The 15,041-nt window shown below is 73.8% G+C and carries 16 protein-coding genes; 6 read left to right on the top strand and 10 right to left on the bottom strand.

Annotated elements, in window-relative coordinates; genetic code table 11:
- Window positions 1-163: 163 nt before the first annotated feature.
- Complete coding sequence (locus tag KIN34_RS04110; RefSeq protein WP_307858082.1) at window positions 164-1,057, bottom strand: hypothetical protein; 894 nt, start codon at window positions 1,055-1,057, stop codon at window positions 164-166.
- A 139-nt stretch (window positions 1,058-1,196) separates the two neighbouring features.
- Between KIN34_RS04110 and KIN34_RS04105 the strand changes: the two genes are divergently transcribed.
- The gene (locus KIN34_RS04105; protein ID WP_214347051.1) at window positions 1,197-1,736 is read left to right on the top strand and encodes a peptidylprolyl isomerase; all 540 of its coding nucleotides are present in this window, start codon (window positions 1,197-1,199) and stop codon (window positions 1,734-1,736) included.
- Between the two features lie 114 nt (window positions 1,737-1,850).
- Here the strand turns inward: KIN34_RS04105 and KIN34_RS17280 are convergent, their stop codons facing one another.
- Window positions 1,851-2,018 (bottom strand): hypothetical protein, encoded by a 168-nt coding sequence (locus KIN34_RS17280; RefSeq protein WP_307858081.1) that lies wholly within the window; start codon window positions 2,016-2,018, stop codon window positions 1,851-1,853.
- Between KIN34_RS17280 and KIN34_RS04100 the strand changes: the two genes are divergently transcribed.
- Window positions 2,011-2,712 (top strand): rhomboid family intramembrane serine protease, encoded by a 702-nt coding sequence (locus tag KIN34_RS04100; protein WP_307858080.1) that lies wholly within the window; start codon window positions 2,011-2,013, stop codon window positions 2,710-2,712. The two genes, KIN34_RS17280 and KIN34_RS04100, sit on opposite strands and share 8 nt — an antisense overlap.
- Window positions 2,713-2,940: 228 nt before the next feature.
- Here KIN34_RS04100 and KIN34_RS04095 read toward each other — a convergent pair whose 3' ends face one another.
- Window positions 2,941-3,198, bottom strand: coding sequence for a cell division protein CrgA (locus tag KIN34_RS04095; RefSeq protein ID WP_214347048.1), 258 nt, complete (start codon window positions 3,196-3,198; stop codon window positions 2,941-2,943).
- 186 nt (window positions 3,199-3,384) lie between these two features.
- Between KIN34_RS04095 and KIN34_RS04090 the strand changes: the two genes are divergently transcribed.
- From KIN34_RS04090 to KIN34_RS04075, 4 genes are read left to right on the top strand one after another with little or no spacing between them, the layout of a single operon-like run.
- Window positions 3,385-4,290 carry a DUF881 domain-containing protein gene (locus tag KIN34_RS04090; RefSeq protein WP_214347046.1) on the top strand — a complete coding sequence of 302 codons (906 nt, stop codon included), beginning with the start codon at window positions 3,385-3,387 and terminating at the stop codon, window positions 4,288-4,290.
- A complete protein-coding gene (locus KIN34_RS04085; protein ID WP_214347043.1) occupies window positions 4,284-5,051 on the top strand; it encodes a class E sortase in 768 nt (255 codons plus the stop codon). Before KIN34_RS04090 ends, KIN34_RS04085 begins: the two co-directional genes overlap by 7 nt.
- A gap of 34 nt (window positions 5,052-5,085) precedes the next feature.
- Window positions 5,086-5,244 (top strand): hypothetical protein, encoded by a 159-nt coding sequence (locus KIN34_RS04080; protein WP_214347028.1) that lies wholly within the window; start codon window positions 5,086-5,088, stop codon window positions 5,242-5,244.
- On the top strand, window positions 5,244-5,867 hold the full coding sequence (locus KIN34_RS04075; protein ID WP_214347025.1) for an aminodeoxychorismate/anthranilate synthase component II: 624 nt from the start codon (window positions 5,244-5,246) through the stop codon (window positions 5,865-5,867). Before KIN34_RS04080 ends, KIN34_RS04075 begins: the two co-directional genes overlap by 1 nt.
- 23 nt (window positions 5,868-5,890) lie before the next feature.
- Here the strand turns inward: KIN34_RS04075 and pknB are convergent, their stop codons facing one another.
- Genes pknB through KIN34_RS04040 form a run of 7 tightly spaced genes read right to left on the bottom strand, consistent with a single transcriptional unit; the run spans window position 5,891 to window position 15,009 of the window.
- Entirely contained in the window at window positions 5,891-7,969 is a 2,079-nt protein-coding gene (pknB, locus tag KIN34_RS04070) for a Stk1 family PASTA domain-containing Ser/Thr kinase (RefSeq protein ID WP_214347023.1), read from the bottom strand.
- On the bottom strand, window positions 7,969-9,297 hold the full coding sequence (locus KIN34_RS04065) for a serine/threonine-protein kinase (RefSeq protein ID WP_214347021.1): 1,329 nt from the start codon (window positions 9,295-9,297) through the stop codon (window positions 7,969-7,971). Before KIN34_RS04065 ends, pknB begins: the two co-directional genes overlap by 1 nt.
- The gene (locus KIN34_RS04060; RefSeq protein WP_214347019.1) at window positions 9,294-10,745 is read right to left on the bottom strand and encodes a peptidoglycan D,D-transpeptidase FtsI family protein; all 1,452 of its coding nucleotides are present in this window, start codon (window positions 10,743-10,745) and stop codon (window positions 9,294-9,296) included. Before KIN34_RS04060 ends, KIN34_RS04065 begins: the two co-directional genes overlap by 4 nt.
- Window positions 10,742-12,250, bottom strand: a complete 1,509-nt coding sequence (locus tag KIN34_RS04055; protein WP_214347017.1) for an FtsW/RodA/SpoVE family cell cycle protein — start codon at window positions 12,248-12,250, stop codon at window positions 10,742-10,744. The genes KIN34_RS04060 and KIN34_RS04055 overlap by 4 nt, the downstream gene beginning before the upstream one ends.
- Before the next feature lie 2 nt (window positions 12,251-12,252).
- On the bottom strand, window positions 12,253-13,740 hold the full coding sequence (locus KIN34_RS04050) for a PP2C family protein-serine/threonine phosphatase (RefSeq protein WP_214347015.1): 1,488 nt from the start codon (window positions 13,738-13,740) through the stop codon (window positions 12,253-12,255).
- Window positions 13,741-13,745: 5 nt separating this feature from the next.
- Window positions 13,746-14,279, bottom strand: a complete 534-nt coding sequence (locus KIN34_RS04045; protein ID WP_214347013.1) for an FHA domain-containing protein FhaB/FipA — start codon at window positions 14,277-14,279, stop codon at window positions 13,746-13,748.
- Window positions 14,280-14,301: 22 nt separating this feature from the next.
- Window positions 14,302-15,009: an FHA domain-containing protein gene (locus KIN34_RS04040; protein ID WP_214347011.1), complete on the bottom strand. Its 708-nt coding sequence runs from the start codon at window positions 15,007-15,009 to the stop codon at window positions 14,302-14,304.
- Between the last annotated feature and the right edge of the window lie 32 nt (window positions 15,010-15,041).

Below are 15,041 nucleotides of genomic sequence, written 5' to 3'. Positions count from 1 at the left end.
GGCCTAAACGGTTCAGGCAGCCGGGATCCCTCTCCCGCCTGCGCTGAGAGCACGCGACCTCGCCGACAGCCACGTTGCTCGAGCGTGTGCTGTCGGCGAGGTCGCGTGCGGTGGCGCCGAGGGGGCGCGCTACCGACGATCCGGCCCGCGGTGGTGCGCCGCGTCAGATCGCCGGGTCGGTGCCCTCGGCATCCGGCTTCTTCGGGGCCGCGCGGCGGGTGACCTTGCGCGTCGCCTCGGTCGCGGCGTCCTTGGCCTTCTCGCTCAGCTCCTCGACCTTCTCCGCCACGTCGTCCTTCGCGTCGCTCAGGGCGTCCGCGGCCTTCGCGGCCGCGTCGCGGCCCTTGGCGACGGCCGAGCCCGCGGCCTCGCCGATCGCGTCCGCGGCGTCACCGGCGGCACCGGCCAGGTCGGCGCGGGCGTCGCTCGCGCGGTCCGCCGGGGAGCCGTCGGTGGAGCCGAACGAGTCGGCCGGCTCCCACGGCTCGGCCCACGGGTCGACCGTGCTGCGCGAGCTGCGCCAGGCCGCGAACGCCGCGGCGGCGCCCGCGAGACCGACCAGGGTCCAGAAGACCTTGGCTCCCGTGTGCTTCTTCTCCTTCTTGGCGGCGGCGGCAGCGGCGACGGCTGCCGCACCGGCGGCCGCCTTGTCGGCCGCGGCGTCCGCTGCGTGCGCGGCGGCGGCGCCGGCCTTCTCCGCGGCCTCGTTCATGGCCTGGACCAGGCGCGGCAGCAGGTCGTCGACCAGCTTGTCGTGCGCCGTGTCGATCGCGGGCGAGACCTTGTCCGCGGCCTGCTCGACCTTCGGTGCGGCGGCCTTCACGCTCTCCTTGTACAGGTGCTCGACGCGCGGGAGCAGCCAGTCGATGAACCCCTCCACCTTGGGGGTGGTCCAGTCCTTGGCGTGGCTCGCGGCGTCGGCGGCCTTGGCGGCCGCGCTGCTGCTCGCGTCCTTGAGCGAGTCGGCGGCGGCCTTCGCCTGGTCGGCGGCCTGCTTCTTGAGCTCGTCGGTGTCGATGTCCGGGCGGCGGTTGAACGGCATGTTGGACTCTCCCACGGGTTCTAGGCGCTGACCTCACACTCTGCCACCGGTCGGCGCCCCGCGCATGGGCCGCGTCGCCCGACCTCGTCGTCTGCTCCCGCCCACAGGAGTGACGACCTCGGCGACGGTGGGTGCTGCGTGGGAGACTGGCGCCATGTTCGCGACCCTGCACACGACCGCCGGTGACATCCGGATCGAGCTCTTCGAGAACCACGCGCCGCGCACCGTCCAGAACTTCGTGGGCCTGGCGACGGGCACCCAGGAGTGGACCGACCCGTCCACGGGCGCCACGCGCAACGACCCGCTGTACGCCGGCGTGGTCTTCCACCGCGTGATCGACGGCTTCATGATCCAGGGCGGGGACCCGCTCGGGAACGGCCGCGGTGGCCCCGGCTACAACTTCGACGACGAGATCCACCCGGAGCTCTCCTTCTCCGAGCCCTACCTGCTCGCCATGGCGAACGCCGGCAAGCGCCTGGACCCGACCACCGGCAAGGTCGGCGGGACCAACGGCTCGCAGTTCTTCATCACGGTCACGTCCCCCGACTGGCTCAACGGCAAGCACACGATCTTCGGCAAGGTCGCGGACGACGCGAGCCGCGCGGTCGTGGACGCGATCGCGACGACCCCGACGCGGCCCGGTGACCGGCCCGTGCAGGACGTCGTGATCGAGTCCGTCGACATCGAGGCCTGACCCCGGCGCGGGCGGCGCCCCAGCACTCACGACAGGACCGACGATCAGCGAGAACCTCTCCCCCGACCCCACGGTCGAGGCTCCCGTGTGCCCGCGTCACCCGGACCGGGTCTCCTACGTCCGCTGCCAGCGCTGCGGCCGGCCGGCCTGCCCGGACTGCCAGCGTCCCGCAGCGGTCGGCATCCAGTGCGTCGACTGCGTGCGCGACGCCGCGCGGGGCACGCGGTCGGTCAGGACGCGGTTCGGCGGCGTGGTGCACCCGGGAGCGCGTCCGGTGGGCACGCTCGCGATCATCGCGCTGTGCGTCGTCGCGTACGTCGCGCAGTGGACGATCGACGGGTTCACCGACCGCTGGTACTACACGCCGATCGACGGGCACGAGGAGCCGTGGCGGTTCCTGACCGCGGCGTTCCTGCACTCGCCGAGCTCGTTCTTCCACATCCTGCTCAACATGGTGGCGCTGTGGGCCGTCGGGCCGTACCTCGAGGTGCAGCTCGGCCGCGTCCGGTACGTGACGCTCTACCTGATGAGCGCGGTGGGCGGGTCCTGCGTGGTCCTCGCGACGGCCGCGCTCGGCTGGTCGGACTGGCGCGGTGGCGTGGTGGGCGCGTCGGGGGCGATCTTCGGGCTGTTCGGCGCCACCTTCGTCGTCATGTGGCGGTCCGGTCACCCCGCGCAGGGGATCCTCGGGATCATCGGCGTGAACATGGTGTTCAGCTTCCTGGTGCCGGGGATCTCCTGGCAGGGCCACCTCGGCGGGCTGGTCACCGGGGCGCTGCTCGCGGCGGCGTACGCGTTCGCCCCGGCCGCGCGTCGCCGACTCGTCGCGGTGGTCGCGCCCGTGCTCCTCGCGGTGCTGCTGCTGGTCGTCGTCCAGTGGGCGTACGGCACGGCACCGGAGTGGGTCCAGCTCTACTGGCAGGCCACCGCCGACGAGCAGCGCGCGATCTGGAACTACTGGCTGGGCGGCGGCTGAGCCCGGTGCGTCGAGACCAGGGGCGTCCCCTTCCCGGGGGCGCCCCTTCGTCGTCCCCAGGGTTGCTCACACGTGTGGAACTACACGCGTGTAGTTATCCACAGACGTGTCCACCGCTGGGGACGGGGGAACGACGAAGAGGCGCCGCTCCCGTGGGGAGCGGCGCCTCTCGACGAAGCGGTTGACCGGGGCCGTGTGGGGCGGACGCGCCCCAGAAGGCGCTCGGCGTCAGCGCCAGCGCGTGGTCATCGCGAAGCCCGCGATGATCAGGACTGCGCCGACGGCCAGGTTCCAGGTGTCGAACAAGGGGATGGGGAGGCTCGACCCGCTCACGGACCGGCCGATGTAGAACACGACGATCCAGGCCAGCCCCAGGAGCATCAGGCCCAGCATGACCGGGACCCACCAGCGCGGGTTCGGCTTGGCCGCGGCCTTCTGCGGGGGCGGCGTGTAGGTGGCCTTCTTGCGTGACCTCGACTCGGGCACGGGGAGCTCCTGTCTGCGGCGGGCGGCGGGGTGCCGCGCCGTCGGTTCGGCGTGCGGCGCCGCCGCACCGTCACGGCTGCGCCACCGCATAGCGTAGTGCGCGACAATACCCATCCCGAACTCGCGACCCACCCCCCGCGCCAGGACGTGCCGGCGGGTGGACCACGATCCGACGAGGAGCGCCGCGTGACCGAGCACCCGCACCGACGCCGCCGCCTCGCGCGCGGGACGCTGTCGGTCGCCGTGGTCCTCGCGCTCTCGGGGGCGCTGTTCGCCGCGAACGCCAAGTTCGCGCGCTCGTCGGACGAGGCACGGAACCCCGAGGACCTCGCGGGCCTCACGAGCGGGGAGGTCGCGCGCGTCGACAGCCTGACCACCCAGGTCGACGACCTGCGCGGCGAGGTCGACGCGCTGACCAGGGCCGCGAACACCGCGGCCGGCAACGAGATCGGCGCGCCGGGGACCGGGTTCCTGGTCGAGGGCGGGCAGGTGGGCGTGACCGGGCCGGGCGTGACGGTGACGCTCGACGACGCCCCGCAGGACCAGCCGGGCCTCGACGGCGTCAGCCCCGACGTGCTCGTCGTGCACCAGCAGGACATCCAGGCCGTGATGAACGCCCTGTGGTCCGGCGGTGCCGAGGCGATGGCGCTCATGGACCAGCGGGTGATCTCGACGAGCGCGTTCCGCTGCGTCGGCAACGTCCTCCGGCTGCAGGGGCAGGTCTACTCGCCGCCGTACACGGTGCGTGCGGTGGGCGACCCGGAGCGGCTCCGGCAGGCGCTCGAGCTCTCGACCGAGGTCTCCGCGTACCGGGCGGACGCCGCGACGGTCGGCCTCGGGTGGGACGTCGCGAACAGCACCGAGCTGGACCTGCCGCCCTACGCCGGGGCGACCGAGCTGCAGTTCGCCACCGTCCCGGACGGCACGACGATCCTGCCCGGCCTGCCCACGTCCGCGCCGAGCACGCGGTCGACGACCGAGGGCACCGAGTCGGTGGGTACGCAGGCCGGAGGCGCGGAGTCGGCCGGGACCCGGTCCGGGTCAGCGGCCGGCGCGGCCCCCGGCGCCCAGCGGGGCGTGACCACGTGGTGAGGCGCTCGCGCACGTCCCGCGCGGTCTACGGCGTCGTCGGCGTGGTCGGGGAGCTCCTCATCACGCTCGGGGTGCTCCTGCTCGCGTTCCTGGTCTGGCAGCTGTGGTGGACCGACGTCGAGGGCAACCGGGCGCAGGCCGAGGTGGTCCGGGAGCTGCCGCGCATGCCCGTGCCGACGCCGACCGCGTCGCAGGACACGGGCCCGCTGGTCGCCACGCCACGGCACGACGAGCCGCCGGTCATGGCGGAGCCCGACTTCGCGACGACGTTCGCGACGATGCAGGTGCCGCGCTGGGACGGCGAGCCCGAGCGGCCGATCAGTGAGGGCACGGACAAGGCGGAGATCCTCGACAAGCTCGGCGTCGGCCACTACGTGGGCACCGCGATGCCGGGGGACTTGGGCAACTTCGCGGTCGCGGCGCACCGGACCACCTACGCCAAGCCGTTCAACCGGATCGAGGAGCTGAAGGCGGGCGACGCGCTCGTCGTGCGCACCGCGACCGGCGACGGCGGCCCCGGGACCGACACCTGGTACGTCTACCGGGTCACGTCGACCCAGGTGGTGGTGCCGTCGCAGGTCGAGGTGATCGCGCCGGTGCCGGGGGAGCCCGGCGCCGAGCCCACCGAGCGCGTCATCACGATGACCACCTGCCACCCCATGTACTCGGCGCGCGAGCGGTACGTCGTGCACGGCGTGCTCGACTACTGGGCCCCCGTCGCGGACGGCACGCCCGCGGAGCTGCTCGAGGGCGCATCATGAACGAGGTCCGACGAGCACGCGGCGGGAGGCGATGATGTACGGATGGCTCTGGCGGCACCTGCCCGGCCCCGCCGCGGTGCGCGTCCTGCAGCTCGCGGTCCTGGCCGCCGCGGTGCTCGTCGTCTGCTTCGTGTGGGTCTTCCCTGCCGTCGCGCCCTTCATGCCCTTCAACGACACCACGGTGGGTGAGTGATGACCCGGATCCTCGTCGTCGACAACTACGACTCGTTCGTCTACACGATCGTCGGCTACCTCGACCAGCTGGGCGCGGAGACGGTCGTGGTGCGCAACGACGCCGTGCCGCCCCTCGCGGAGCGCGCCGGGTTCGACGGCGTGCTCATCTCCCCGGGACCGGGGACGCCGGCCGAGGCGGGCGCGAGCATGCAGGTCATCCGCGATTGCGCGGAGTCCGGCACCCCGATGCTCGGCGTGTGCCTGGGCCACCAGGCGCTCGGCGAGGTGTACGGCGGCACCGTCACCCACGCGCCCGAGCTCATGCACGGCAAGACGAGCGAGGTCGAGCACGAGGGTGAGGGCGTGCTGTCCGGCCTCGCGAGCCCGTTCACCGCGACGCGGTACCACTCGCTCGCGGTCGTGTCCGGCACGGTGTCCGACGAGCTCGAGGTCACCGCGCACACCGGCGACGTCATCATGGGCCTGCAGCACCGGACGCTGCCGCTGTACGGCGTGCAGTTCCACCCGGAGTCGGTGCTCACCGAGGGTGGGCACCGCCTCCTGGCGAACTGGCTGCAGGTGTGCGGCGACGACCAGGCCGTGGAGCGCTCGGCGGGTCTGCACCCGCTCGTCCGCCTCTGAGCTCACGCCCTCGAGCGGTGAGGTCAGAGCTCCTCGGGGCGGAGCCAGGGCTGGGTCTGGACCGACCCGCCGTCGCCCGTGCCGTCGCCGTTCCCGTTGCCGTTCCCATTCCCGTCGCCGTTCCCGTCGCCCGGGGCGTCCGTCGTCGGCTCGGGGTCGGGCTGCGGGCCCAGCGAGACATGCAGCTCCACCATGTCGCCCTTGGGCAGCTCGGTCCCCTTGTCGGGGTCGCTCCAGAGCACGCGCCCGGCCTCCTCGTCGGACGGCTGGTCGACGCGGCTCGCCTGCAGACCGACCGCCGCGAGGGCCTGCACGGCCTCCTCGTACGTCATGCCGACCAGGTTGTCCGGCACGGTGGCGGTCTCCGGCGCCACGGCGACCTCGAGCGTCACGCGGGTGCCCTGGGGCACCAGACCGGCCTGACGGTCCTGGGACAGGACCGTCCCCGGCTCCTGGTCGGTGGTGGTGACCTCCTTGACCGTCGAGGTCAGCTTGAGGTCCGCGAGCGTGTCCAGCGCCTCGTCCTGCTGCTTGCCCACCAGGTCCGGCAGGTCGACGTTGCCCGTGGAGACCCAGAGCTTCACGGACGTGCCGGTGTCGACCAGCTCGCCCTCCTCCGGGTCGGTCTTGGTGACCTCGCCCTTGGCGAAGTCGGGGTTGTTGTCGTCCTCGCGGACCGGGTCGACCTCGAGCTTGGCCTCTTCCAGCGCGTCCTGCGCCTGCGACTCCGTCATGCCCTGCACGGCGGGCACCTCGACGGAGCCCGAGCCGGTGGAGACCACGTACGTGACGGTCGACTCGGGGTCCACCTGCGTGCCCTCGGCCGGGTCCGTGCTGATGACCAGGCCCTCGGCGACCTCGTCGGACTCGGCGACCTCCCGCTTGGGGATCAGGTCCGCGTCCGTGATCGCCTGCTTGGCGGCGTCCTCGGTGAGCCCGACGAGCTTGGGCACCGGGACCTGCTCGGGCTCCTTCTCGCCGTTGCCCTGGGCCAGGAGGAGGGCGATGATGCCCGCGACCGCCAGGATCGCGATGCCGACCAGGACCCAGATGAGCCACGGCCGCTTGTTCTCGTCCTCGTCGTCGTCCGGGACGGTCGCGACCGCGGCGCCCGCGACGCCCGTCGCACCCCACGGCGTGACCGGCGGGATCGCCTGCGTGGGCGCGGGCGCCATGACCTGCGTGGCCTCGGCCGCCGCCACCGCGGGGACGATCGCGCCGACGGCCGGCGCGGCGACGGTCCCGCCGCGCAGCACGGCCTCGAGGTCGGAGCGGAACTCGCCCGCGTTGGAGTAGCGCGAGTCGCGCTCCTTGGCGAGCGCCTTCATCGTGATCCGGTCGAGCTGCTCCGGGACGTCCGACGCGAGGGAGCTGGGCAGCGGCGGGATCTCCCGCACGTGCTGGTAGGCGACCGAGACGGGGGAGTCGCCGGTGAACGGCGGCCGGCCGGTGAGCAGCTCGAACAGCAGGCAGCCGGTGGAGTACAGGTCGGAGCGCGCGTCGACCGTCTCGCCGCGCGCCTGCTCGGGGGAGAGGTACTGCGCGGTGCCGATCACGGCCTGCGTCTGGGTCATGGTCGCCGCGGAGTCGGCGACCGCGCGGGCGATGCCGAAGTCCATGACCTTGACCGCGCCCGTGGGCGTGAGCATGACGTTCGCGGGCTTGATGTCGCGGTGCACGATGCCGGCGTGGTGCGAGTACTCGAGCGCCGAGAGCACCCCGATGGTGATCTCGACGGCCTCCTCGATCGGGACCGCGTTGCCGTCCCGCAGGATGTCGCGGACCGTGTGCCCCTCGACGTACTCCATGACGATGAACGGCACGTGCGCGACGACGCCCGTGGGCTCGGTGAAGACGTCCTCGCCCGTGTCGTAGACCGCGACGATCGCCGGGTGGTTCAGGGCCGCGGCGGCCTGGGCCTCGCGCCGGAACCGGTTCTGGAACGACGGGTCGCGCGCGAGGTCGGAGCGCAGGATCTTGATGGCGACCGTGCGCCCGAGCCGCGTGTCGTGGCCGATGTGCACCTCGGCCATGCCACCGCGCCCGATGAGCTCGCCGACCTCGTACCGGCCGGCGAGGATGCGGGGTCCGCTGTCCACCACTAGGTGTCCTTCACTTCCGTGCTCGTCCCCAGGACCGACGGGTCGCGGGGTACATCCTGGCCGATCATCGCATCTGGCAACGCCCCAGACCCGGAGGTCCAGGTCACGATACGGGCGAGAGGTGGCGAGACGGGGGACCCGTCCGCCTTGGTGAGCTGCCCCGCCAGCGCGGCGCCCAGCAGCGCGACCAGGAGGAGCACCAGCGCGACGAGCGGCCAGGACATCCGCCCGAGGGGGCCGAGCCGCGGCCCGGAGCCCTGCAGCGGGCTGCCGGAGCTGGCCGTCCGCGGCGGCCGCGAGGGCGTGGCGTCCGACCGCAGGTCGCGCCGCGGCGGGTAGGAGGGCGGCCTCGTCGTGCTGGGCCCCGAACCGGGCGGCGGCGGGACGGCCGGCGGACCGGACGGCGACGGGCTGGACGACGACGGGCTGGACGACGACGGGGGGGCGGGGACCGGCCGGGCGGGCGGCTCGTCGGGGACGGTCACGACGACGGGGACGCCCGCGGGCGGCGTGCGGGGCACCAGCCGGTCGAGCTCGGCGGCGAGCTCTGCGCCGGACGCGGGCCGGGCCGCCGGGTCCTTCGAGAGCAGCCGCACGACGAGGTCGGCGAGCCGGGGGTCGACGGCCGCGGGCAACGGCGGCACGGGGTTGTTCACGTGGGCGACCGCGATGTCCACCGCGGTCGGGCCGGTGAAGGGACGATGCCCGACGAGCGCCTCGTACGCGATGATCCCGAGCGAGTACAGGTCGGACAGCGGCGTGGCCGGCTTGCCGACCGCCTGCTCGGGGGACAGGTACTGCGCGGTCCCCATGACCATCCCGGTCGCGGTCATGGTCATCTGGTTGTGCGCCAGCGAGACCCCGAAGTCGGTGATCTTCACGCGGCTGCCGCGGCCCAGCAGGATGTTGCCCGGCTTCACGTCGCGGTGCACCACGCCCGCGCGGTGGGCGGCGTGCAGCCCGCGCGCGGTCTGCGCCAGGATCGGCAGCAGCCGGCGCACCGGCAGCACCGGCTCGCGCTCGAGCAGGTCGGACAGCGGCTCGCCGGGGACCAGCTCGATCACCAGGTACCCGGAGCCCTCCTGCTCGCCGTAGTCGAAGAGCTGGGCGATGTTGGCGTGGGAGAGCGCGGCGGAGTTCCGGGCCTCGGTGCGGAACCGCTCGAGGAACCCGGCGTCCCCCGCGAACTCGGCCTTGAGCACCTTGACCGCCACGGAGCGGGCGAGCGACTCGTCGTACGCCTCCCACACCTCGCCCATCCCGCCGACGGCGATCTGGCGGACCAGCCGGTACCGGCCGCCGAGCGCGACGCCCTGCGCGGTCCTCACGAGCCCAGCACCGCCTGGATCACGGCCCGGGCGATGGGCGCGGCGACCTGGCCGCCCGTCGCCTCCGAGCCCAGCGCGCCGCCGTGCTCCACGATCACCGCGACCGCGACCTGCGGGTCGTCCGCGGGCGCGAAGGACGTGAACCACGCGTGCGGCGCGGCGCCGTCGCTCGTCTGCGCGGTGCCGGTCTTGCCGGCGACCTGCACGCCCGAGATCTGCGCGGCGGTCCCGGAGCCCGACTCCACGACGCCCAGCATCATGTCCGTGAGCTGCGCGGCCGTGCCCGGGGAGACGGCGGTGGACAGCAGCTCGGGCTGGGTCTCGGAGACCACCGAGAGGTTCGCGGCGCGGACGCTGTCCACCACGTACGGGCGCATCAGCTTGCCGCCGTTCGCGATCGCGGCGGACACCATGGCCATCTGGAGCGGCGTGGCCTGCACGTCGAACTGGCCGATCGCGGACTGCGCGGTCTGCGGCGCGTTGGGGTCCGCGGGGAACCGGCTCTCGGCGACGGCCATCGGGATGGTGAGGCTCGCGTCGTCGAACCCGAACCGCTCGGCCTGCTCGCGCAGCGCGTCGTCGCCCAGGTCCATGCCGAGCTGCGCGAAGGAGGTGTTGCAGGAGACGCGCAGCGCGTTCGCGAGCGTGATCGGGTCGCTGCCGCAGCCGCCGCCGCCGAAGTTGCCGATCGTCGCCGAGGTCTGCGGCAGGTCGAGCCGCACGGGCGCGGGCAGCTCCGACTCCTCGTCGTACTGCCCGCTCTCCAGGGCGGCCGCCGCCGTGACCAGCTTGAACGTCGAGCCCGGGGGGTAGGTCTCGAGCGTCGCGTTGCTCCGCAGGGGGTTGCCGTCCGCCGCCGCGAGCTCCGCGTAGGCCGCGTTCGCCTCCGACGAGGTGTGCGACGCGAGGTCGTTGGGGTCGAAGCCGGGGGTGGAGACCAGGGCGAGGATGCGGCCCGTGCTCGGCTCGATCGCCACGACCGCGCCCTGCTGGTCGCCGAGCCCGTCCCGCGCCGCCTGCTGCGCCGCGGGCAGGATCGTCGTCTCCACCGCAGCGCCCTCGGGCTTGCGGCCCGTGATCAGGTCTCGCACGCGGGAGAAGAAGAGCTGGTCGCTGCGGCCCGTGAGCTGGTCGTTCGCCGCGTGCTCGAGCTGCGTGCTGCCGTGCACGATCGAGTAGAACCCGGTCACCGCGGAGTACAGGTCGCCGTCGGAGTACTCGCGCTGGTAGCCGAACGGGTCGTCGACCTTCACGGACTGGGCCACCGAGTCGTCCGCGACGACGATCGGGCCGCGCGCGTTGCCGTACTCGCGGTAGAGGGTGCGCACGTTGCGCGAGTCCGTGTTGAGCGACTCGGCCTGCAGGTACTGCACGGACGTCGCCGAGCCCATGAGGACCAGGAACATCACGAGCATCACGGTCGCCAGCCGGCGCAGGGGCGTGTTCACCGGGCCTCCCGCTCGCCGGGCAGGCCGGCGATCCGCTGCGTGGGCTGGTCGTCGCCCTCCGTCAGGCCGTCGCCGGCGACACGGGCAGAGGGCGCTGCCGGCACGGAGGGTGCATCGCCGAGCAGCTCCGCCGGGATGGGCTCGTCGAGCCCGAAGGCGGGCGTCGCGGGCGCGGGCCGGCGCGCGTCGTGCGAGATGCGCAGCAGCAGCGCGACGATCATCCAGTTGGCGAGCAGGCTGGACCCGCCGTAGGCCAGGAACGGCGTGGTCAGGCCGGTGAGCGGGATGAGCCGGGTGACGCCACCGACGACGACGAAGCACTGCCACGCCACGACGAACGCCAGGCCGCCGGCGAGCAGCTTGCCGAAGCCGTCCCGCACGCCGATCGCGGCGCGCATGCCGCGCTCGGTGAGGACGACGTACAGCATGAGGATGGCGAGCAGGCCGGTCAGGCCCAGCTCCTCGCCGAGCGACGCGACGATGAAGTCGGACTCGGCGTAGGGCACCAGGTCCGGGCGGCCCTCGCCCCAGCCCGTGCCGAACAGCCCCCCGCTCGCCATGCCGAACAGCCCGCGCACCAGCTGGCCCGAGCCGCCCGGGTCGCGGTCGAAGATCGCCGGGTCGAGCGCGTGGAGCCACACGTCGAACCGCGCGGCGACGTGGCCGAACACGCTCGCCGCGAGCACGGCGCCGCCGACGAACATCATCAGGCCGATGACCACCCAGCTGATCCGCTCGGTGGCGAGGTAGAGCATCGCCACGAACAGCCCGAACAGCAGCAGGGACGTGCCGAGGTCGCGCTCGAGGACCAGGACGGCGATCGAGCCGGCCCACACCACGAGGATCGGCCCCAGGTCCCGCGCGCGCGGCAGCTGCAGGCCCAGGAACCGCGGTCCGGCGAGCGCCAGCGTGTCGCGGTGCGTGACGAGGTACCCCGCGAAGAACACGGCCAGCGCGATCTTGGCGAACTCCGCGGGCTGCATCCCGACCGGGCCGAAGTAGACCCAGATCCGCGCACCGTTGATCGACGAGCCGATCACGGGCAGCAGCGGGAGGGCCAGCAGGACGAGCGCGGCGACCATGGCGGTGTACGTGAACCGGCGCAGCGTCCGGTGGTCCTTCAGCAGCACGAGCACCAGCGCCGCGAGGGCCACCGCGATCGTGGTCCAGAGGAGCTGCTTGGCGGCGAACAGGTCGTCGCCGCCCTTGCCCTTCTCCGCGAGGTCCAGGCGGTAGATCATGGCGAGCCCGATGCCGTTGAGCGCGACCGTGACCGGCAGGATCACCGGGTCCGCGTACGGCGCGCGCCAGCGCAGCACCAGGTGCATGAGGACCGCGAGGCCCGCCAGGCCGGCGCCGTAGCCGATCACGTCCGGCGGCACCTCGCCCTCGACGCCGAGCCCGACGAGCGCGTACGCGCCGACGCCGAGCGCGAGCGCGAGCACGAGCAGCCCGAGCTCGACGCCCCGGCCGCGACGGACCTGGTGCGGCTCGACGGTCGCCACGCTCAACCGTCCGTGCCCGCGGCGGACCGGGTGGTGCGCGGGGTCGGGCGGGTGGTGGCGCGCGTGGTCGGGTCGACGGTCGGCCGCACGGTCGGCCGCACCGTCGGCTGCCCGGTCGCCGGCGCCGTGGGCTCGAGCGTGGGCTCGGGCGTCGGGTCGTCGGTCGGGTCGTCGGTCGGGTCGGTCGCGACGAGCTCGTCGACGAGCCGGCGCGCGGCCTCGCGGTCGTCGGCGTGGATGCTCTGGCCGAGCCGGTCGCGCACGTACTGGGACTCGATCTCGTCGGTCGTGATGCCCGTCCGCTCCACGACGGTGGACAGCGAGAGCGGGCCGATGGTCCCCGGCACGCCCTGGAAGATCGCGACCTCGTCGCCGTCGATGCCCACGTAGTACTGCGTGCGGGTCCAGGCCGCGGCACCGCCGACGAGCGCGACCGCCAGCACGGCGACCAGCACCGCGACCAGCGCACCGCGGCTGCGCCGGGTCCCGGCCTCCTCGTCGTCCTCGAGCTCGTCGTCCTCGCGCTCGTCCCCGTCGCGGGCCCGTGCCGCGGTCTCGTCGGGAACCGTGCCCGGCTCCGGCGCGGGCTCGTCGCCCGCGGACCCCGCCAGGCCCGAGCGCTGGGCGCGGGCCGCCGCGGCCGCGAGGCCCGCGGCGCGCGCGGCCGGGCCGTCCGCGGCGACCGTCGGGTCGTCCCGCGTGGTGGCGGCCGCCCCGACGACCTGCGGCGACGTCCCCGGCGCGGAGCCGTCGGGCAGCTCGTCGAGCTCGACGACGTCTGCGAGCACGACCGTCACGTTGTCCCCGCCGCCGCCGCGCAGCGCCAGCTGGACCAGCCGGTCCGCGCACGCGTCGACGTCCGTCAGCTCGCGCATGGTGGTCTCGATGGTCTCGGCCGACACGAAGCCGGAGAGGCCGTCGGAGCACAGGAGCCAGCGGTCGCCCGGCCGTGCCTCGCGCACCGACATGTCCGGCGTCAGGTCGGTCTCGAAGTCGCCCAGCACGCGCATCACGACCGACCGCTGCGGGTGGTGCTCCGCCTCCTCGGGCGTGATGCGGCCGATGTCGACCAGGTGCTGCACGAAGGTGTGGTCGGTGGTGACCTGCGCGAGCACGCCGTCGCGCATCAGGTACCCGCGCGAGTCGCCCAGGTGCACCATCGCGAGCTTGTTGCCCGTGCGCAGGATCGCCGTGACCGTGGTGCCCATGCCGGCCAGGTCCGGCTCGGCCGCGCTGCGGGCGCGGATGTCGTCGCGTGCGTCCTCGATGGCGTGCTCGAGCTCCCCGAGCGCGTCGTCGGGGCCCAGCGCCTCGTCGTCGAGCGGCGCGAACGTCGCGATCGCGAGCGAGGACGCGACGTCGCCGCCCGCGTGGCCGCCCATGCCGTCGGCGACGACGAGCAGGTGCGGGCCGGCGTACGCCGAGTCCTGGTTGTTGGTGCGCACGAGCCCCACGTCGGAGCGTGCGGCGTACCGCAGGGCGACCCCCATCCGGGTCAGCCCTGCAGCTCGATGACGTTGCGCCCGACCCGCACGGCGGTCCCCGGCGTCATGAGCACCGGGCTGCTGATGCGCTGCTCGCCGACGAAGGTGCCGTTGGTGGACCCGAGGTCCTCGACGTACCACTGGCCGCCCTGCGGGAACACGCGCGCGTGCCGCGAGCTCGAGTAGTCGTCGTCCAGCACCAGCGTGCTGCCGGGCGCCCGGCCCAGGACGACCGCGGACTGCGTGAGCGGGATCGTCGTGCCCGCGAGCGGGCCGGTGGTCACGACGAGGCGCGCGGTGCGGGCCGTGCCGCGCGCGGACCGGGGCACCGGCTGCGCGGCCTGCGCGGGTGCTGCCTGCGGGGCGGCCGGTGCCGCGGCGGGAGCGTCCGGGGCCGCGGCGGCGACGGCCGGCGGCCGGGCGCGGCGGCGCGAGATCCGCGTGCCGTACAGGTCCCGGCGCAGCACGGCGATCGACGAGAGCACCAGGATCCACAGCAGGGCCAGGTAGCCCAGCCGCAGCAGGGTGATCGTCAGCTCGCTCATCGCGTCAGGGCCGCCGGTCGCTTCACTCGTCCGGGTCCGGCTCGCCGCCGGTCCAGAACAGGATCCGGGTGCGCCCGATCGTCAGCGTGTTGCCGTCCAGGAGCGTCGCGGCCGGCACCTTGTGGCCCTCGACGAACAGGCCGTTGGTCGAGCCCATGTCCGAGGCGACGACGCCGTCCGGGTTGACGCGGATCTCGAGGTGGCGGCGGGAGACGCCCGGGTCGTCGACGATGATGTCCGCCTCCGAGCCGCGGCCGATCACGGTGACGGGACCGGTGAGCAGGTAGCGCTGGCCGTCGATGTCCAGGAGCGGGTGGCGCGGGCTGGGGGCGGTCGAGGTGGCCGGCGCCACGGCGCCGCGCACGGTCGCGCTGTGCACCTCGAACCGGCCCGCCTCGAGCTCCACGTCCTCCGTGAAGCTCACGGTGACCGGCCCGACGAACGCGTAGCGCTGGCTCGAGGCGTAGTCCGTGACGTTCGCCGCGAACTCGTCGGCCAGCGCCTCCGCGCCCCAGGCCTCGACCTGGTCGTAGTCCGGGGTGGAGAGCTCGATGGTGAAGTCGTTGGGCACGACCGTGCGGTCACGGCCCACCACGGCGGCGCGCTGGTCCACCTCGCGGCGCAGGCGGCTCGCCATCTCGACCGGCTTGAGCTCGCTGCGGAACGTGCGGGAGAACGCGTTGTTCACGGCGCGCTCGACCCCGTTCTCGAACTTGTCGAGGAAGCCCAACGTCCACCTCCTTCCCGCTCGCGGCACGTCCG

The organism is Cellulomonas fulva, from assembly GCF_018531375.1.
In the GTDB taxonomy this organism is placed as follows: Bacteria; Actinomycetota; Actinomycetes; order Actinomycetales; family Cellulomonadaceae; genus Cellulomonas; species Cellulomonas fulva.
This window is presented reverse-complemented; position numbering and strand designations above follow the sequence as displayed.

What these genes read in the sequence shown, in the direction of transcription:
- KIN34_RS04105 (WP_214347051.1), top strand. Translation starts at nt 1,197, where the DNA reads ATGTTCGCGACCCTGCACACGACCGCCGGTGACATCCGGATCGAGCTC.
- KIN34_RS04080 (WP_214347028.1), top strand. Translation starts at nt 5,086, where the DNA reads ATGTACGGATGGCTCTGGCGGCACCTGCCCGGCCCCGCCGCGGTGCGC.
- KIN34_RS04075 (WP_214347025.1), top strand. Translation starts at nt 5,244, where the DNA reads ATGACCCGGATCCTCGTCGTCGACAACTACGACTCGTTCGTCTACACG.
- KIN34_RS04050 (WP_214347015.1), bottom strand. Translation starts at nt 13,740, where the DNA reads ATGGGGGTCGCCCTGCGGTACGCCGCACGCTCCGACGTGGGGCTCGTG.
- KIN34_RS04045 (WP_214347013.1), bottom strand. Translation starts at nt 14,279, where the DNA reads ATGAGCGAGCTGACGATCACCCTGCTGCGGCTGGGCTACCTGGCCCTG.